The 18,280-nt window shown below is 68.4% G+C and carries 17 protein-coding genes; 11 read left to right on the top strand and 6 right to left on the bottom strand.

The features are described from left to right. Positions 1 to 77: 77 nt before the first annotated feature. On the bottom strand, positions 78 to 1,013 hold the full coding sequence (gene dapD, locus OG474_RS07020) for a 2,3,4,5-tetrahydropyridine-2,6-dicarboxylate N-succinyltransferase (protein ID WP_405061387.1): 936 nt from the start codon (positions 1,011 to 1,013) through the stop codon (positions 78 to 80). A 273-nt stretch (positions 1,014 to 1,286) separates the two neighbouring features. On the opposite strand from dapD, the gene OG474_RS07015 reads away from it, so the two are divergent. From OG474_RS07015 to OG474_RS06970, 10 genes are read left to right on the top strand one after another with little or no spacing between them, the layout of a single operon-like run. Next, complete coding sequence (locus OG474_RS07015; RefSeq protein WP_405061386.1) at positions 1,287 to 2,264, top strand: LacI family DNA-binding transcriptional regulator; 978 nt, start codon at positions 1,287 to 1,289, stop codon at positions 2,262 to 2,264. A gap of 11 nt (positions 2,265 to 2,275) precedes the next feature. Further along, the gene (locus OG474_RS07010) at positions 2,276 to 3,319 is read left to right on the top strand and encodes a hypothetical protein (RefSeq protein ID WP_405061385.1); all 1,044 of its coding nucleotides are present in this window, start codon (positions 2,276 to 2,278) and stop codon (positions 3,317 to 3,319) included. A gap of 9 nt (positions 3,320 to 3,328) precedes the next feature. Then, complete coding sequence (locus OG474_RS07005) at positions 3,329 to 4,177, top strand: nucleoside hydrolase (RefSeq protein ID WP_405061384.1); 849 nt, start codon at positions 3,329 to 3,331, stop codon at positions 4,175 to 4,177. Then, positions 4,174 to 5,448, top strand: coding sequence for an extracellular solute-binding protein (locus OG474_RS07000; protein WP_405061383.1), 1,275 nt, complete (start codon positions 4,174 to 4,176; stop codon positions 5,446 to 5,448). The genes OG474_RS07005 and OG474_RS07000 overlap by 4 nt, the downstream gene beginning before the upstream one ends. Further along, entirely contained in the window at positions 5,445 to 6,314 is an 870-nt protein-coding gene (locus tag OG474_RS06995; protein WP_405061382.1) for a carbohydrate ABC transporter permease, read from the top strand. Before OG474_RS07000 ends, OG474_RS06995 begins: the two co-directional genes overlap by 4 nt. Continuing rightward, complete coding sequence (locus tag OG474_RS06990; RefSeq protein WP_405061381.1) at positions 6,314 to 7,150, top strand: carbohydrate ABC transporter permease; 837 nt, start codon at positions 6,314 to 6,316, stop codon at positions 7,148 to 7,150. The genes OG474_RS06995 and OG474_RS06990 overlap by 1 nt, the downstream gene beginning before the upstream one ends. 1 nt (position 7,151) lies before the next feature. Then, positions 7,152 to 8,231 carry a hypothetical protein gene (locus OG474_RS06985; RefSeq protein ID WP_405061380.1) on the top strand — a complete coding sequence of 360 codons (1,080 nt, stop codon included), beginning with the start codon at positions 7,152 to 7,154 and terminating at the stop codon, positions 8,229 to 8,231. 57 nt (positions 8,232 to 8,288) lie between these two features. Then, on the top strand, positions 8,289 to 9,116 hold the full coding sequence (locus OG474_RS06980; protein ID WP_405061379.1) for a phosphotransferase family protein: 828 nt from the start codon (positions 8,289 to 8,291) through the stop codon (positions 9,114 to 9,116). Further along, on the top strand, positions 9,113 to 9,982 hold the full coding sequence (locus OG474_RS06975; RefSeq protein WP_405061378.1) for an NAD-dependent dehydratase: 870 nt from the start codon (positions 9,113 to 9,115) through the stop codon (positions 9,980 to 9,982). Before OG474_RS06980 ends, OG474_RS06975 begins: the two co-directional genes overlap by 4 nt. A gap of 20 nt (positions 9,983 to 10,002) precedes the next feature. Beyond that, positions 10,003 to 13,080 (top strand): GH92 family glycosyl hydrolase, encoded by a 3,078-nt coding sequence (locus tag OG474_RS06970; protein ID WP_405061377.1) that lies wholly within the window; start codon positions 10,003 to 10,005, stop codon positions 13,078 to 13,080. Between the two features lie 201 nt (positions 13,081 to 13,281). Here the strand turns inward: OG474_RS06970 and OG474_RS06965 are convergent, their stop codons facing one another. Together OG474_RS06965 and OG474_RS06960 are read right to left on the bottom strand one after the other, a co-directional pair. Further along, the gene (locus OG474_RS06965; RefSeq protein WP_405061376.1) at positions 13,282 to 14,193 is read right to left on the bottom strand and encodes a hypothetical protein; all 912 of its coding nucleotides are present in this window, start codon (positions 14,191 to 14,193) and stop codon (positions 13,282 to 13,284) included. A gap of 4 nt (positions 14,194 to 14,197) precedes the next feature. Then, positions 14,198 to 14,485 carry a helix-turn-helix domain-containing protein gene (locus OG474_RS06960; RefSeq protein ID WP_405061375.1) on the bottom strand — a complete coding sequence of 96 codons (288 nt, stop codon included), beginning with the start codon at positions 14,483 to 14,485 and terminating at the stop codon, positions 14,198 to 14,200. An 82-nt stretch (positions 14,486 to 14,567) separates the two neighbouring features. On the opposite strand from OG474_RS06960, the gene map reads away from it, so the two are divergent. Next, positions 14,568 to 15,353 (top strand): type I methionyl aminopeptidase, encoded by a 786-nt coding sequence (gene map, locus OG474_RS06955; RefSeq protein ID WP_405061374.1) that lies wholly within the window; start codon positions 14,568 to 14,570, stop codon positions 15,351 to 15,353. On the opposite strand, the gene OG474_RS06950 is transcribed toward map, so the two are convergent. From OG474_RS06950 to OG474_RS06940, 3 genes are all read right to left on the bottom strand, one after another. Beyond that, the gene (locus OG474_RS06950) at positions 15,346 to 15,870 is read right to left on the bottom strand and encodes a hypothetical protein (RefSeq protein WP_405061373.1); all 525 of its coding nucleotides are present in this window, start codon (positions 15,868 to 15,870) and stop codon (positions 15,346 to 15,348) included. The genes map and OG474_RS06950 overlap by 8 nt on opposite strands. After that, complete coding sequence (locus tag OG474_RS06945) at positions 15,867 to 16,967, bottom strand: helix-turn-helix domain-containing protein (RefSeq protein WP_405061372.1); 1,101 nt, start codon at positions 16,965 to 16,967, stop codon at positions 15,867 to 15,869. The genes OG474_RS06950 and OG474_RS06945 overlap by 4 nt, the downstream gene beginning before the upstream one ends. A 278-nt stretch (positions 16,968 to 17,245) precedes the next feature. Beyond that, on the bottom strand, positions 17,246 to 18,241 hold the full coding sequence (locus OG474_RS06940) for a LacI family DNA-binding transcriptional regulator (protein WP_405061371.1): 996 nt from the start codon (positions 18,239 to 18,241) through the stop codon (positions 17,246 to 17,248). Between the last annotated feature and the right edge of the window lie 39 nt (positions 18,242 to 18,280).

Here is an 18,280-nt window from a genome sequence, read left to right as displayed (position 1 = left end):
GGGAGCGGCGGCCTGGTTCCGCACGTTTGGTCACGATGTGATTGACGCTCGAACCCGCCCAGCGGTTGGCGCGTGCATCAAGCGTTAGCGTGCAGGGCCTCGTTGAGGGTGATGCCCTCACCCTTGCGGGGCCGGGCCTCGACCGCGCCGGTGACCGAGTTGCGGATGAACAGCAGCCCCGGCTGACCTGACAGGTCGCGCGCCTTCACCACGGTGCCGTCCGGCAGGGTGACCTTGGTGCCGGCCGTCACGTACAGTCCGGCCTCGACCACGCAGTCGTCGCCGAGCGAGATCCCGGTCCCGCCGTTCGCCCCGAGCAGGCACCGCTTGCCGATCGAGATGACCTGCTTCCCGCCACCCGACAGCGTGCCCATGATCGACGCGCCGGCCCCGATGTCGCTGCCGTCGTCGACCACGACACCGGCGACGATCCGGCCCTCGACCATCGACGTACCGAGCGTGCCGGCGTTGAAGTTCACGAATCCCTCGTGCATGACGGTCGTGCCCTCGGCCAGATGCGCACCCAGCCGCACCCGGTCCGCGTCACCGATCCGCACCCCACTCGGTACGACGTAGTCCGTCATCCGCGGGAACTTGTCCACGCTCGTCACACTCAGATGCTGACCGGCCGCCCGCGCCCGCAGCCGCACGTGCTCGATCTCCTCCACCGGAACCGGCCCGACCGAGGTCCACGCATTGTTCGGCAATGCGGCGAAAATCCCGTCCAGGTTGACCCCGTGCGGCCGCACCAACCGGTGCGACAGCAGGTGCAGTCGCAGGTACGCGTCCGCAGTCCCACTCGGCGCCGCGTCCAGCGCGATCTGCGTGCTCACGACCTCACGCCGTACCGCCCGCAACTCGTCATGCCCCTCAGCCGCCACCAACTCGGCCGGTGCCTTCGCCCCGTCCGGCTGCTCGCCCAGCTCCGGCGCCGGATACCAAACATCCAGCACGGCCCCACCAGCAGTAACAGTCGCAAGGCCAAAGCCCCAGGCATGAGTCACGTTCGTCATACCCCCACCCTGCCAGACGGCCCCTACCCCGCTCAGACCGGACCGCCACCACTGTCCAACCAGGGCAGAGGCGGCGGCCGCCGCCTGGAGCGCGGTTGCAACTGGCCGTTCGGTGAGGTTGATCAGTGGCTGAGGTCCGGCGCTCCGGGCCCGCAACCAGGGTTCCTCGCCGACTGTGGCTGGGGGTGTCCTTCGAGCGGTGGCTTTTCGGGGGGCGGGGTTGACGGACGAGCGGGTGAAGAGTTTATCTATACGTATAGATAGGGGAACGCCGTGGCCAGGGTGACGCAGGCTGATGTGGCTCGGGCGGCGGGGACCTCGATGGCTGTGGTCAGTTACGTCGTGAACGGAGGGCCTCGGCCGGTGGCTGAGGGGACTCGCTTGCGGGTGCTGGCGGCCATCCAGGAGACGGGGTACCGGCCGGACGGGGTGGCTCGGGCGCTGGTCGGGGGATCGACCATGACGCTGGGGCTGATCGTTCCCGACATCGCCAACGAGTTCTTCGCGGAGCTGGCGGGGGCGGTTGAGCATGCGGCCCGGGCGGCCAAGCGGACTGTGCTGCTGGCGAACTCCGAGGGGGATGCGGAGACCGAACTGGGGCTGTTGGAGACGTTCCTGCAGCGGCGGATCGACGGGGTGGTGCTCATCTCGAAGGTTCCGGTGACGGCTGCGCGGCTGTTGGAGCTGGCCGGGACCCGGCGGGTGTTCCTGGGAGCCGCGGCTGCGGGGGAGTCGTCGATCGGGGTCGACAACTTCGGTGGTGCGGTGGCGGCGACCATCCATCTGGTCGGGCACGGGTACGGGCCGGTCGCGATGATCGGCGGTCCCGCGCAGGACGGGGTCGCCGAGGCCCGCCGGGCCGGCTGGCTGCACGCCCTCACCTCGCTCGGCGCGGCCGATGACGTGGACTTCGTGCACCAGCCCTTCACGGTCGACGGTGGGTACGCCGGTGCGCTGGAACTGCTCGCCCGACGGCCGCGCGCCATCTTCACCGCCTCCGATCGGCAGGCGATCGGCCTCTTGCGCGCGGCCGCCGACAAGGGGTTGTCGGTCCCCGATGACCTCGCCATCGCGACCTTCGACGGTTCGGCCGCGTCGGCGTACGCGGTGCCGTCCTTGACCACCGTCCAGCAGCCGATCGCGCAGATGGCCGAGCTCGCCGTCCAGCAGTTGACCCACCCCGATCCGCAACCCTTGCAGGCCGTTCTCGATGTGGGGCTTGTCGTCCGCCGGTCCTGTGGATGTTCTTGAAGGAGGCACCGATGTTCCGCCGAATCGCCGCCGTACTCACCGTGCTGGTCCTGCTCCCACTGTCCGCTGCCCACGCGACGGTCGGCGGCTGGTCCACCCCCATCAGGCTGTACGCCGCCAGTGACATCCAGGGCCGTGGTTACGCCTATGCGCCCAGCGCCGTCGCGGGCAGCCCGACCCGCCTCTACACCTGTCACAGCAAAGCCTCGAACACCGTCCGCGACGACATCTTCCTGACCAAAGTCGGCGGTACGTCGACCTCCGTGCTGACCGGATCCGGCTCCGGCTGGGACCACTTCCACAACTGCGATCCGAGCGTCGTACGGGTGAACGTGCCGTTCAGCGGCCACACCTACAGCTATGCGCTGTTCTACCTCGGCAACGATCTCGACGCCTCCGCACACAACGCGATCGGCGTCGCGGTCGCCGACAACCTCGACGGGCCGTGGGTGAAGTTGCCGAACCCCGTCATCCGGTTCCCCGGCAGCAGCATGTCCGAGTGGGGCGCCGGCCAGCCGACCGCCACGACTGTCAACGCGGCCGGCGGTACCGTCGTTCTCGCCTGGACCCAAGGTCTGCCGAGCGGGAACGTCGGCAAGGCGGCCCAGATCAGCTTCGCGTCCGGTACGCCGGTCGTGCAGTCCGAGCGTGTCCTTCCGATGGCCGGGCTCACGAAGCAGGACGGCACGCCGGACGACGGGCTGAACAACTTCGACCTCGTCTACTCGCCGCCGCGCGACCGCTTCTACATGGTCCGCGAAGGCCATCCGTATCCGAGCGGCTCGCAGCCGAACTACATCTCCGATCACCTGCAGATCGCGAGCATCTCCGGTGCCGGCTTCTGGGGCACGCCCGGCGCGAGCTGGACGGTCGAGAGCACGATCACCAGCGCCCGCACCGGCAGGCCGCGGACCCACAACCCGGGCTTCCTCCGTACGGCGTTCGGCACCCTCCCGAACGAGTCCGAGCTGACCGTCGTCTACACCTCGGCCGGCTACGACCCCGACTCGCTCTGGTCGTACACCCTCTGGCAGACCACCGCCCCCTTGACCTGAAAGATGCTGATGGCAACCTCTCTGACCCTTGACACCGATATCGGCAGCGACGTCGACGACGTCCTCGCGCTGGCCGCCATCTTCGGTTCTCCCGAACTCGACCTGGCCGCCGTCACCACCGTGTACGGCGATACGTTGCTCAGGGCAAGGATGGTCCGCCGGGTCACCGGGACCGCCGGTCGCGAACCCGGACCGATCGTGCCGGGCCGGGCGGCGACCCGCTCGGGCCGCGAGGTCTGGTGGCCGGGCCACGAGGGCGCACTGCTGGCCGGGCTGGACCAGGAGGAGATCGACAGCGAGGCCGATCCGATCGAGCTGCTCGCGAGCTCCCCGACCGTGGTCGCGATCGGCCCACTGACCAACGTCGCCGAGGCCGTCGAGCGCCAAGGCCATGCCATCGCCAACCTGTGCGTCATGGGTGGCGATTTCAGCCGCACCGAGCCGGAACACAACATCAAGTGCGATGTCGACGCCGCCGCGGCGGTGTTCGGAAGCGGTGTGCCCGCGACGGTGATCGGGCTCGACCAGACCACGCGGTTGCGGCTCGGTGGGTCGGTGGTCGCGGCGGTCGAGGCCGCCGGACCGCTCGGGCAACTTCTCGCCGCGGAGATGCGGCAGTTCTGGAAGTTCACCGCCGAGGACTCGAACGTGCCGCACGATCCCGCGGCCGTCCTGACGCTGACCGACCCGGAGCTGTTCACCTTCGGCACCGGCCGGATCGCCGTCGACCCGGCCGGTTTCACCCGGTTCACGCCCGGCGACGGGCCGCACCGGATCGTCACCGATCTCGACACCGGGCAGGTCGCCCGGCGGATCGTGGATCGGATTCTCGCCGCCTGTGAAGGAGCAAGGCCGTGAAACTCCCCTGGCTACTCGTCCCCGCCGTACTCGCGCTCGCCGCCTGCCAGTCCGGCCCGTCGGCCACACCGGCCCAGCAGCAGGATGGCGGGCCGGTCACGATCACCTTCGCGAACGCCGACCCTGCCGCGACCTGGCAGCCCGTCATCGACCACTGCCGGCGGGAGATTCCCGGGCTGACGGTCAAGCAGCTCAACATCCCGTATCCGCAGCTGACCAGCACGATCACCCAGCGACTCAGCCAAGGCAACGCCGACCTCGACGTCTTCAACGTCGTCCCGGCGTGGATCCAGGACTACACCAACCGAGGTTTCCTGGCGGACCTCTCGGAGCTGAAGTCCAAGGCCGTTGCCAACGCTGTGAGCGCGGACATGGTCACGGCGAACGAGGTCGGCGGCAAGCTGTTCGCGATCTCGCCCTGGACGACCTCGCAGTTCCTCTACTACAACGCCGACGTCCTGCGGAACGCCGGGATCACACCGCCGTCCGCGGACCCGGCCGAGCGGTGGACCTGGCAGCAGCTCCGGGCCGCGGCCGCGCAGCTGAAGGGCAAGGTGCAGTACCCGCTGATGTTCGATCAGTTCGACAGCTACTACCAGCTGCAGCCGCTCGGCGTCTCAGCCGGCGGCGGCAACGGGCTGACCGGGGACAAACCCGACTTCACGAACGCCGGCTGGCAGTCCGCGCTCGGCTTCTACCAGGGGCTGTTCAAGGACGGGCTGTCCCCGCGCGGGATCACGAACGACAAGACGAACGCGATCTTCTCCAGTGGCAAGGCCGGCTTCATCGTGTCCGGGCCGTGGACGGTGTCGAACGCGGTCAAGGGCAAGCTTCCGTTCGGGGTCGCGGCCGCGCCGGTCTTCGAGGGCGGGAAGCCGGCCACCTCGACCGATTCGTGGGCGATGGCCGTCAGCCAGAAGTCACCCCGGCAGGCTGCGGCGAGGAAGTTCGTCGAGTGCGTGACGCTGACCGAGGCCGGTGCCACGGCGTCGATCAAGGTCGCGCAGATCACACCGACCCAGAAGGCGGCGTACCAGACCTTTGCCAAGCAGCTCGAAGGCGCCGGTGGTACGGCGACCAGCGGGCTGGCCGGGCTGATGGAATCCGAGCTCCGTACGACGGCCGTGCACCGGCCATCCGTCACGGGGTACACGGTCTTCGAGGCCGAGGCGGAGAAGCTGTTCGCCGACGTCCGCAACGGCGCCGAGCCGGCCGCGCGCGCGAAGCAGGCTGACGCGACCATCGCCGAGCAGCTGAAACGCCTGGGATGAGCGCGCGCCGACGGCGGGACCTGCGGCTGGCGGCCGTGCTGCTGGCCCCGGCCGTGCTCGCGATGGTCGCACTGCGCGTGGTGCCGGCGGTCTCCGCGTTCGGCGAGAGCTTCCGGCACCTCTCATTGCGGACCGGCATCACGGAGTTCGTGGGGCTCGACAACTACGCGTACCTGCTGGGATCCCCGCGGTTCCATGAGGTACTGATGACCACGCTGCTGTTCAACCTGGTCATCAACCCGGTGATCGTGCTGCTGTCCACCGTGCTGGCGTTGTTACTGGCGCAGAAGCTGCCCGCGGTCGGGGTCTGGCGGTCGCTGGTGTTCGTGCCGGCCGCCGTACCGGGGTCGGTGACCGCGCTGATCTGGAGTACGGCGATGCAACCCGACGGCCTGCTGAACGCGTTGTTCAAGGTGATGGGACTTCCCGCCCAACCGTTCCTGACCTCGCCCAGTCAGGCACTGGGGTCGATCGGCGTCATGCTCGCCTGGGGCGCGATCGGGTACTGGATGCTGTTCGTGATCGCCGGCCTGAAGGACATCCCGCTCGCGGTCTACGAGGCCGCGCGGATCGACGGTGCCGGCTGGTGGCGGCGGCTGACCGCGATCACGCTGCCGCTGCTGCGCCGGCCGATGGCGTTCGTGCTGGTCGCCTGCACGGTCGGCAGCTTCCTCGCCTTCGCGCCGGTCCAGATCCTCACCAAGGGTGGTCCTGAGGGCTCGACCAGCCTGCTCATGTACGACGTCTACATGAACGCCTACCAGGTCGGCGACCTCGGTGTCGCGCAGGCGGAGGTCGTGCTGCTGATGCTGCTGATGGCCGTCATCGTCGCGGTCCAGTTCCGGGTGCTGCGGGAGGAGCGCTGATGCGAGCATCACTGACTTCCCGCGTCGGTTCGCTGATCGCGGCCGCGGCCGCCGCCGTACTGGTGTTCCTGCCGTTGTGGTGGGTGTTCGCGTCGTCGTTGCGGCCGGGCAACACCTTCGTGGAGTTTCTGACACCGCTGTCCTGGAAGGCCTTCCTGCCGGCCGGTGGATCGTTCGGCAACTACGAGGTGCTGCTGAACGGCGACTTCACCCGGGCGCTGCTGAACAGCTTCCTCGTCGCCGGGGCCACGGTCGCGCTCGGCCTCGCGGTCGCGGTGCCGGCGGCGTACGCGCTGGCGGTCCTCGACTTTCCGGGCCGCGGATTCGTCTTCGCTTTCGTGATCCTGGTGTCGATGGTGCCGTTCGACGCCATCGCGATCCCGTTGTCGGGGCTGTTCACCACCTGGCGGCTGACCGACAGCTACGCCGGACTGATCCTGCCCGCGCTGGCCAACGGGTTCGCGATCTTCGTGCTGCGCCAGTTCTTCCTCGGCGTCCCGCAGGAGTTGCTGGACGCGGCCGAGGTGGACGGGCTGGGCCGGGTCGGAACGTTGCTGCGGATCGTCCTTCCGCTGTCCAGACCCGCGCTGATCGGCGCCGGGCTGATGCTGTTCCTGTCCCAGTGGCAGGCCTACCTCTGGCCGTTGCTGATCGGCACCTCTCCGAGCAGACAGCTCGCGCCGATCGCCCTGGCCAACCTGAGCAACCTGTACTCCGTCGACCTCGGGCAGATCCTGGCCGGTTCGTTCGTGCTGAGCGTCGTACCGATGGTTCTCCTGCTGTTCTTCCAGCGGCAGTACACAGAGTCGTTGTCCACCACCGGAATGCGAGGCTGAGATGACCGTCCCCGTCATCAGCATCACCGATCTCTACCACCCGCCGGAGGACCCGGGCGACAACGTCGACCTGATCATGGCCTACGGCCTGCCCGAGATCGACCTGCGCGCGGTCATCCTCGACGTACTGGAGGAGAAGCGGTCGCTGATCGACGGCGGTGTCCCCGGGTACGCCGGTCCGCGCGATCCCGGGGTCATCGCGGTGACCCAGCTGAACGCGATCTTCGGCCGCGGCGTCCCGTTCGCCTGGTGCCCGTTCACCCGGATGCGCGACCCGTTGGACACCATGGACGATGCTCCGCCGTCCCAGCAGCGGGGGATCGAACTGCTCATCCAGACCCTGGCGGCCGGCCCCGAAGCGGTGCACCTGCTGTCTTTCGGGTCGGCCCGGCCGATGGCGGTCGCCTACAACCGCGCTCCGGAGGTCTTCCACGAGAAGGTCGCCCGGATCCATCTTTCCGCCGGTACGACGACGCCGACGTACCCGGAGTGGAACGTCGTCCAGGACCCGCAGGCGATGATCCGGATCGTCGACTCCGGTCTGCCGCTGTCGCTCTACCCGTGCGCGGCCGACGACGGGGTGGCCGAGCACAGCTGCTACGGATACGGCAACCAGAACACGTTCTGGAGGTTGCCGGATCTGAAGTGGATCGAGGACATGCACCCGTGGCTGCGGCGCTACCTCGGTTACGCGCTCGGCCGGTCGTCGCGCCCCGACTTCCTGCGTGCGCTCGAGGAGGATGCCCCGGCCGAGGTGATGGCCGACATCTACCAGCGCACGCACTCCGTCTGGGAGACCGCGGTCTGGATGGAGGTCTCCGGTCGCGTCCTGGTACGGCGTACCGATGGATCGCACTCGATCATCCCGGCGGCCGAGGTGCTGCCCGCGGACGCCGTGATCCGCAACGAGCAGGTCCCGTGCATTGTCCGCTCCACTCCGAGTGGACTGTACGAGTACGAGCTGGGCGGAGACGGCCGGACGACCGTCTTCGTTCGCGACGACCCCTTCGAGTACGAGCGGGCCTTGATCGAAGCGATGCCGGCGCTCTATCAATCCTTCCGCCCAGATGGCCTGAGCTGAGGCTGATCTCCGGCCGTCCAGTGGGAGGCGTCGGGCGAGACGTGGTCTACTCGTCGGATGCTTCCCTCTTGGCTCCCGCCGGCGGTTCTTGATCTGACCCAGGCGCCGGAGCTTGAGGCGTTGCATGGGGAGTTGCTGCGGCAGTGGGCATCGTCTGAGGTCTGGCGGTTGTCGTACGGGCTGCGCAGCGTGATCGTGAAGCGCGGGACGGACACGCAGTCGGGCGAGGGCGCGGCGTACGAGCGGTTCGTGGTTCCGTTGAACTTGCCGGCTCCTCAGGTCTTGTACACCGGGGGTGAGGTGCTGGTGCTCGAGGACGTCGGCCGGGTGACGCTGGAGCAGGCGCCGACCGCGGAAGGCTTTGTCGCGACGGCCGGGCTGCTCGCCGAGATCCGTACGGCGGCGGTCGACGGGCCGAGTGAGTTTCCGCCGGAGCGGGTGAAGGAGCTGGCGGCTCGGATCGGCCGGATCACCTTCGACATGGCGCCGTTGACCGAGGCGCTCGCCCTGTTGCACGAGCAGGCCCCGTCGCGAGTGGTGCATGGCGATTTCGTCCCGAAGAACCTGGTCACGGACGGGGTTCGCTGGACGGCGGTCGATTGGCCGCTGGCCCATCTCGCCCCGCATCTCAGCGATCTGTACACGCTGGTGCGCGAGGCAGTTGCCCTCGGCCACGATCGCGGGCCGATCGTTGCCCAGTACGTCGCATCCTCCGGTGCCGATCCCTTCCTGGTCGACCGTCAGATCCTGGTCGGCGGTGCCGCGTTCTGCCTGCGGGCGCTCGACTTCGTGATCACCGAGGGACTGCAGACGATCCCCGAATCGGCTGAGTGGGTCGACCCGCTGCTGGCCGAGCTCGCGGATCTCGTGGACCAGTTGTCGTGAGGTTGCTGATTCTGGGCGGTACCAAGAACCTCGGTCGCCATGTTGTCGAAGCAGCGCTGCGGGACGGGCACGAGGTGACGCTGTTCAACCGCGGCACGACCAATCCGTCGTTGTTCCCTGAGGTACGCCGACTGCTCGGCGACCGGGCAGACCCGTCGGCCCTGGCTGTGGGGGAGTGGGACCGGGCGATCGACATGTCCGGGTTCCTCGTGCGCGATGTGCGGTTGAGCGCGGGGCTACTGCGCGATCGGGTCGGCCACTACACATACATGTCGTCGATCGCCGTGTACGCGGACAAGACGACACCGGGGCAGGACGAGTTCGGGCCGTTGGTGCCGTGGCCGGTCGATGCCCCGGACAACGAGTTCACGATGGACCTGTACGGCCCGGCGAAGGTGCGCTGCGAGTCGTTGCTGACAGCCACCTTCGGGGACCGGACCTCCGCCGTACGGTCGGGTTTCGTGGTCGGTCCTTACAACCCCGACTTCGGCAACTGGGGTACGGCGCTTGCCCAGGGCACCCGAATGGAGTGTGCAGCCGGGGCCGGGCAACCGATCCAGTACGTCGATGCGCGCGATCTGGCCGACTTCCTGCTGCTGGAGGTGTCCGGTCCGTTCAACGTGGTCGGCCCGACGCGGTCGATGGCGGAGCTGGCGGCGGCGTGGCGTTCCGTCGTACCGGATCCGGCGCCGATGGACTGGGAGCCGGCTGTCGATCGCTTCCACCTGGACGACGAGGGGATCTTCCGGCTGGACAACAGCCGCGCGCTGGCGGCTGGGTTCCGGCCGCGGCCGGACGCGGAAACCGCGCGCGACTACGTGGCCTGGGTCCAGGACGGGAACACGCCGCCAGACCCGCCGCATTAAAATGTCATAACATTGCCGCCGTGATCCTTGAGACAGGTGGAGGGCCGGGCGGCCCGACCAGCCCGCAGGCAGGCTTCAGCAGTGTCGACGCGGTCAAGTACGCCGGGACGACCGGTGGTCGGCAAGAAGCATCACTGAGCGTGGCCGCGGGGGTGGTCCAGCGTGGTGAACGGTTGCGCTACAAGGTCTATCCGGAGCTGGACGACCGCCTCGAGTACGACGCGACGTACGTGGCGGTGGACCTGATCTTCACCGACGGGACGCGACTGTCCGAGCTCGGGGCGACGGATCAGTACGGGAACGCCTTTCACGCTTTTGGACAGGGCGTCGCGAAGGTCCTCTATGCCAACCAGTGGAACGACGTACAGGTCGACTTGGCGAAAGGCCTGGGGAAGACGGTCGCGGACGTCGTCCTGACGGTTGACGCACCCGCGTCCGGTACGGCCTTCGTGGGCTGGATCGACGACGTGGAGATCGGGCCGGCCCCGCCGCGGCTCGACGGGTCCGACCTGGCGGCGTACGTCGACACCCGGCGCGGGACCAACGCGAGCTTCGCGTTCTCCCGCGGGAACACGCTGCCGATCACGGCCTGGCCGAACGGCTTCAACTTCATCACGCCGGTCACGGACGCGTCGACGTACCGGTGGGCGTACGAGTACCACCGGCTGAACAACGCCGACAACCTGACCGAGCTGCAGGGGCTGACGTTCTCGCACCAGCCGAGCCCGTGGATGGGCGACCGGGATCAGCTGACGATCATGCCGGTCGCGGCGGCGACTCCGCTGGGTGATCCGGTCGCACGGGCCGCGGCGTTCAGTCACGACGACGAGATCGCGCGGCCGGACCTGTACTCGGTGAGCTTCACGAACGGCCTCCGCGCCGAGGTGGCGCCGACCGATCACGGCGCGATCTTCCGGTTCGCCTTCCCCGCGGACGCGCCCGGGCGGCACGTCGTCTTCGACACCATCGACGAGAACGGCTCCTTCGCCTACGGGCGCGGGGAGTTCGGCGGGTGGGTCGAGAACGGTGCGGAGACCGGCCGGACCCGGATGTACTGCTACGGCGTCTTCGACCCGGAGCCGCTCATCTTCGGTGCCGCCGACGGCGGGCGGGACAACGCGCGGGGTTGCACGTTCGACGTCGACGAGGTGACGCTGCGGATCGCGACCTCGTTCATCAGCGAGGACCAGGCGCGGAACAACCTGCATCTGGAGTTGGAAGGCCGGTCGTTCGACGAGATCCAGCAGGCCGCCAACGAGGTCTGGAACGAGCGGCTCGCGGTGATCCGGCCGGAGGGCGCGACCGAACCGCAGCTGCGCACGGTCTACGGCAACCTCTACCGGCTCAACCTCTACCCGAACTCGCAGTTCGAGAACGAGGGCACTGCCGAGGAGCCGTCCTACGTTTACGCCAGTCCCGTCATTCCGCCCGTTGACGGCAAGGCAGTAGTGAAAACGGGCAAGATGTATGTGAACAGCGGCTTCTGGGACACGTATCGGACGGCGTGGCCGGCGTACGCGTTCCTGTACCCGAAGCTGACCGCCGAGTTGGTGGATGGATTCGTGCAGCAGTACCGCGACGGCGGGTGGATCGCGCGCTGGTCCTCGCCGGGGTATGCGGACTGCATGACCGGTACGTCGTCGGACGTGTCGTTCGCGGACGCGTACCTGCGCGGGGTCGAGCTGCCGGACCCACTGGCCACGTACGACGCCGGGCTGCGGAACGCGACCGTCGTACCGACAGAGACCGAGGTCGGGCGGAAGGGGGCCACGACCGGGTTCTTCAACGGCTATGTCAGCAACGACACCGAGGAGAGCGTTTCCTGGTCGTTGGAGGCCTACCTGAACGACTTCGGGCTCGCGGCGATGGCCGCTCGGTTGGCGGATCACCCCTCGGTCCCGGCTGAGCGTCGGGGGCGGTTGCGCGAGGAATCGGCGTACCTGTATCGGCGTTCGCAGAACTACGTCCTGCTGTTCGACCCGGCGATCAACTTCTTCCAGGGGCGCCGGGCCGATGGGGAGTTCGCCCAGACGCCGGAGGCGTTCGACCCGTGCGAATGGGGCGGGGACTTCACTGAGACCGACGGGTGGAACTTCGCCTTCCACGTCGCGCACGACCCGGCTGGGCTGGCTGGTCTGTACGGCGGTCCGGCCGGGCTGGAGGCGAAGCTGGACGCGTTCTTCGCGACCCCGGAACTCGCCGCCAAGAAGGGCACCTACGACATCGTCATCCACGAGATGCTCGAGGCGCAGGCGGTCCGGATGGGGCAGTTCGGCTTCAGTAACCAGCCCGCGCATCACATCGCCTGGATGTACAACTACGCCGGCGCCCCGCACAAGACGCAGGCCATCGCCCGCGAGGTCCTCGACCGCCTGTACGTCGGCGAGCAGATCGGCCAGGGGTATCCGGGCGACGAGGACAACGGCGAGATGTCCGCCTGGTACCTCTTCGCCGCGCTCGGTCTTTACCCGCTACGTGTTGGTGCACCCGAGTACGCGATCGGGTCGCCGCTCTTCCCGCGCGTCACGGTCGCGCCGCTCGGCGGATCGCCGCTGGTCATCACGGCCTCGGGTGTTGCGCACCCGTACGTCCAGGAGCTCCGCGTCGACGGGAAGTCGTTGTCGACGGCATCGATCACGGATCTTGCCCTGCAGGGAGCCTCGGAGGTCGAGTTCGTCCTCGGCCCGGAACCGTCGGACTGGGCGACCCTGCAGGCCCCGCCGTCGCTGTCCTCGGGAGTGCCCGCCCCGCTGGTCGACCTGATCCCTGTGGACGTCGCCAACCCGCTCTTCGACAATACCGCGGACACCTCGGTTGAGGTCGACGCGACCATCGAGTGGTCCCTCGCTTCACCGGCGACGGCAACCTTCTACACCCTCACCTCCGCGGCCTCGTCGGGTGCCGATCCGAGTGGCTGGCGCCTCGAAGCCTCCTCCGACGGCGTCACCTGGTCGGTCCTGGACGAGCGGAGCGACCAAACCTTCACCTGGCGCCACCAGGTCCGCCCCTTCCAGATCCCCACCCCCGCGCAACACCAGCACTACCGCCTAACCTTCACCACCCCCGCATCCCTAACCCAACTAGAGCTCCTCCACTAGCCCCCTCCACCCGACAGGCGATCCACGCCAACCCCCCACCTGAGGGGCTATCCACCGCACTGGGGGTTGCCCCCTCAAATTTCGAGTGGGCAACCCCCCAGTTGAGTGGGCGCCCACTCAACTGGGGGGTTCGCCGGATCGCCGGATCGCCGGATGGGCGGATGGGCGGGGTGGGGGAACGGGCGGAGAGGGGGGAGGGGATTAGGCGGCGGCTCGGGCTAGGCGGGTTGCGGCTTGGTTCAGTACGGCGGTGAGGGCTACTGGTGGCTGGTTCCAGAGGATCTCGGCGCGGGCGTTGTGGAGCGCCGGCCAGAGGCTGGCTGCCCAGGCGACCTCCAGCTCGTCCGGTGCGAACTCCCGTTTCTCCTGATAGGCAACGAGAAAAGCCTCGGAGCTGGCCAGCGGGGCGAGCGTGGGTACCTCATTGCTCGCGAACGCTCCCGCGGCCGCACCGACCAACGCGGGCTCCGGCAACCACGCCACGCTGTCCCAGTCATGGATGGCGTACGGCGTGGGGCCGTGCCAGCGCAGGTTCTGCGCCTCCCAGTCCGCGTGACCGAGCACGTGTCGCGTCTCGCGGGCTTTCAGCAGTCGTCGCCGGGCGCGGGCCGCGATCGTGATCAGGTCCGCGCGCAGCGAATCAGCACCCGGTTTGCTGTCGTGTACGACGTTCGGTGGCCACTGGCCAGGTCCGTCGTGATCCCAGCGCACCCACTCCGGGTTGGGCAGTGGTGGCGGGAGATCCAGGTGCGCGGTAACCCGCATCACGTCGGCATACAGTCGAGCAGAGCGCGTCGCCGTACCGGCATCGTTGCCGTCAGCAACCTCGCCGCCAGGTCGCCACTCCTCCGCGTGCACGGCTCGATCGCCAACCACGCTGACTCCGGTGAGCGGGCGTGCACATGGAAGGCCGGCTTCGACCGCTGCCTGCTGGACGGCCAGGCAGGTCGCTGCTCGACCGTCATCCGGGCGCGCCTTGACCACGACCTCGCGCCCGTCGTCCAGCCGTAGTCCCCAGACCTCGCTCATCACCGAGGCTGCCAACAACACCTCGACCGGCCGGGCGCCGAGCTCCTGCTCGCACCAAGCCATCAGCCAGGGGTCGATGGGCACTGCGTCAGGAGGCGAGGCGTTCGCGGGTACGGCGGGGGGCCGGTGCCGCGGGTGGGTTGATCTCGGTCCAGACCTCGTCGAGGGAGAGGCTGAGGACTTCGGCGATCGCGGCGATCGTGGGGAAGGCGGGGGTGGCGACGCGGCCGGACTCGATCTTGCGGAGGGTCTCGGGGGAGACGCCGGCGTCGAGGGCGGTGTCGAGGATGGAGCGGTCACCCCGCGCGCGGCGGAGCAGTGCGCCGAGGCGTCGTCCGCGCTCGATCTCGGTGGGGGTGAGAGGCAGCCTTACCATGGTGGGGATTATAGTACCGGTATAGTTTGACCGGTATTGTTTGACCAGCACTGTTATTGGTTGCTTGAGAGGGACGCCCCGCATGATCGAGATCCTGAGCCCCGCCGAGGTAGACCGAGCCCGGAAGACCGGCGCGCTGGTCGGCACCATCCTGCAGACCCTGAAGAGCCGGACCGCGGTCGGTACCAACCTGCTCGACATCGACCAGTGGACCAAGACGATGATCGCCGACGCCGGTGCCCAGTCCTGCTACGTCGACTACGAGGCCTCGTTCGGCCGCGGCCCCTTCGGCCACTACATCTGCACGGCCGTCAACGACGCCGTACTGCACGGCAAACCCTCCAACCAGACCCTGGTCGACGGTGACCTGCTCACCCTGGACCTCGCCGTACTCCTCGACGGAGTGGCCGCCGACGCCGCCATCAGCTTCGTCGTCGGTGACACCCAGCCGCCCGAGAGCCTCGCCCTCATCGCCGCCACCGAACGCGCCCTCGCCGCCGGCATCGCCGCCGCCGTCCCCGGCGCCCGCATCGGCGACATCTCGCACGCCATCGGCACCGTCCTCACCGCCGCCGGCTACCCCATCAACCTCGACTTCGGCGGCCACGGCATCGGCTCGACCATGCACCAGGACCCCCACGTAGCCAACACCGGCCGCCCCGGCCGAGGCTACAAACTCCGCCCCGGCCTCCTCCTCGCCCTGGAGCCCTGGGTCATGCAAGACACCGCCGACCTGATCACCGACCCCGACGGCTGGACCCTCCGCAGCGCCACCGGCGCCCGCACGGCCCACACCGAACACACCATCGCCATCACCGAAACAGGCCCCGAGATCCTCACCAAGCCAACGGCAACGCCTGCTAGCTAAGCAGACCTCGTTTGCGTGCCCACTCGCCGAAACCGCCCGGCTCAAAGGGGTAGCGAGCGCCCGATGCGAGCAGTTGACCAACCAGGGCGCTCGCGGATGACTCTCCCCAGCGCTCCTGCTGGACAGCCAGCGCCACGACCCACAGTAAGCCGTGGACTTCTAGTCCGTAGCTCTGCGCCACTCTGCGTGCTTCGGCATCATCGACAATCGCCACGGCCTGGTGGATCTCAGCCCACGCGAAGACAGTGGCCTCGCCCTTGCTGTGTGTCGTGGTGGCGACTCGATCGAGCCAGGCCCCGAGTGCGGTCAGTTCCTGGATGTGGTCGACGTGCACAACCTTCGTCCACTCCGGCTGAGCGCATCCGTGCTCGCTGAGTTCTTCGATGACCGCGGCGGTCGTGTGGTTGTGCCAAGGTTCCTCTGCAGGTCCTTTGGCGAGTTCTCCCAAGACGTCCAGTCGGTCGACCTTGCCGGCGTGGATCAGAGGTGATGCGTCCCAGACGATGCTTCGGTTCAAGGCCGGGGCTCATCCACGGTCGGCAGTTCTTCTTCGGTCAGTGCACCATGGAGCAGCTCGACGGCTCTGGCCTTGGTGATCCGCGCCTGGCGGTACGCGGCCAGCACGGCCTTCTTCCATCGTGGGCCGACGTCACCGACCGGTAGATCCTCGAGCGGGACTTCGCCGTAGATGGCCATGAAGTCTCCGCGCTGAGGCGTGCGGGCGTACATCGCCTGGGTCTCGCCCTTGGCGATCAACTGCAGCCGGCAGGCCGCGCGCACGACGGCGGTCCACGAAATCCGGTACGTCGCCGACAGCCGAACCAGGCGAGTCCACGAGTCCTCACCGCCGTGGCGGGTCCACTCGGACAGGAGTTCGTCGGACGGCAGGAGGAGTTCACCGGCGAAGACGTCAATCAGTTTCTCGCGTTCGTCGCGGCTGGCGGCGACCCCGACATCGCTCTGGTACTCGTCGCCGAGGATGTGGTGCCCGATCTCGTGTGCGGCCGTGAAGCGACGGCGGCCGCTCGGCGGCCGGCCGCCGAGGACCGCGACACCGAAGCCTGGCTCGGGCGACAGGGACGAGCCGTCGACGTCGAAGTCGGCGACGAGGACGTAGAGACCGACACGCTCGGCGATGTCCGCGAGGGATGGCAGTGGACCGGCTGGTACGCCGGCGAAGGCCCGGATCGACCGTGCGAAGGTGCGAGCGGACTCGGCATCGCGAACCGTCGTCCGTGGTGTGCGGCCGATGTCGCCGAGCACGTCCAGGCCACGCAACTGCTCGGCGTCACGAAGGTGCCCTTCCAGCAAGGCGTCGATCCGGTACCTGGTCCGTTGAACTGCTTCGGCATCGTCGGAAAGGCTCTCGCGCCGGGACACCATCGCAGCAGGCGATCGGTGCACGAAATGTGACAACGGCAGACCGAGCGCGTCGCTGATGCGCAGCAGCTCGAGCGCCGAGACCTTCCGGTCACCCGTCTCGACCTTGACCAGTGCTGATCGTTCCAGCCCGATCCGGCCGGCAAGATCTGCTTGACTCAGGGCGGCCGCCAGCCGCGCCTCGCGGATTCGCTGCCCGAGCTCGGCAAGAGTCTCGATCGCCTCTGTGGTCACTGTGCGAATATCGCACACTTCCGCGCCCAAGGCGAGAATTTCCCTGACCGCGGACCCCGGGCGCCAACCGTCCCGGCGCAGTGCTGGGGACGGGTCGTGATCGCCGTCGTCCTGCTGGTGCCAAAGTGATGCTCCGTGGTTCCTGCGGACCGCCCCCACTCACCAACTCGGGTGGCAGGTGTGGCGCCACGCTCAGTGGCGTGCTGGAAACGGCCGTTTTCGGCAGTTGGTGAGTGGCGCAGGTCCGCAAAAAGCAGCCGCCGCGGAGCGGTGTCCCTTTACTTCGGGGCCGAGGTGGCTCGGATGTGGAGTTCGGTGCGGAGGGTGACTGTGGAGGGTGGGCGGCCGGGGGAGGCGATGCGGTCTTTCAGGAGGGTGCCGGCGGTTCGGCCCAGTTCGTAGGTGGGTTGGGCGACTGTGGTGAGGCTGGGGACTACCAGGTCGGCCCAGGGGATGTCGTCGAAGCCGACGACGGCGATGTCGTGGGGGGCGCGGAGGCCTTTTTGGGCCAGGTACTCGAGGGCGCCGACCGTCATCAGGTTATTGGTGGCGAAGAGGGCTTCGGGGGGTTCGGGGAGGGCGAGGAGGGACTCCATCGCCGCGTAGCCGCCGGCTTCGCGGAAGTCGGCGTACCGGACCAGGTCCTTGTCGTAGCGGATGCCGGCGGCCTTGAGGGCGGAGCGGTAGCCGGCGAGACGGTCCATGGCGGTGCTGACCTTGCGGGGGCCGGTGATGCAGGCGATCCGCCGGTAGCCGCCGTCGATCAGGTGTTTGACGCCTTCGTGGGCGCCGTGCTCGTTGTCGACCAGGACGGTGTCGGCCTCGACGCCTTCGACGCGGCGGTCGATCAGGACCATCGGGGTCTTGGCGTCGGCGAGCTGCTGGACACCCTCGGCGGTCGAGGTCGGCGAGATCACCACGCCGGCCATCTGCTCGGTCAGTACGGCGGACGCGTACGCCGCCTCCTTGGCCGGATCCTCGTCGGAGTTGCACAGGACCACGTGGTAGCCCTCGGTCTGTGCGACGTCCTCGAGCCCTCGCACGAGCGACGTGAAGAACGGGTTCTCGATGTCGGAGATGACCACGGCCCACAGGTTCGTCCGGGACTTGCGCAGGTTCCGCGCGACGCCGTTCGGACGGTAGCCGAGCTCGGCTACCGCGGTCCGGACCTTCTCGGACAGCTCCGGGTCGACGTTGCGTCGTCCGCTGAGCACCCGGGACACCGTCGCGGGGGAAACCCCGGATCTACGCGCGACGTCGTAGATCGTCGTCATACCCGCCCCCTGCTGGAAATCGATTGGCCGTCTGGATCG

It is taken from the genome of Kribbella sp. NBC_01505 (genome assembly GCF_045040285.1).
Classification (GTDB): Bacteria; Actinomycetota; Actinomycetes; order Propionibacteriales; family Kribbellaceae; genus Kribbella.
This window is presented reverse-complemented; position numbering and strand designations above follow the sequence as displayed.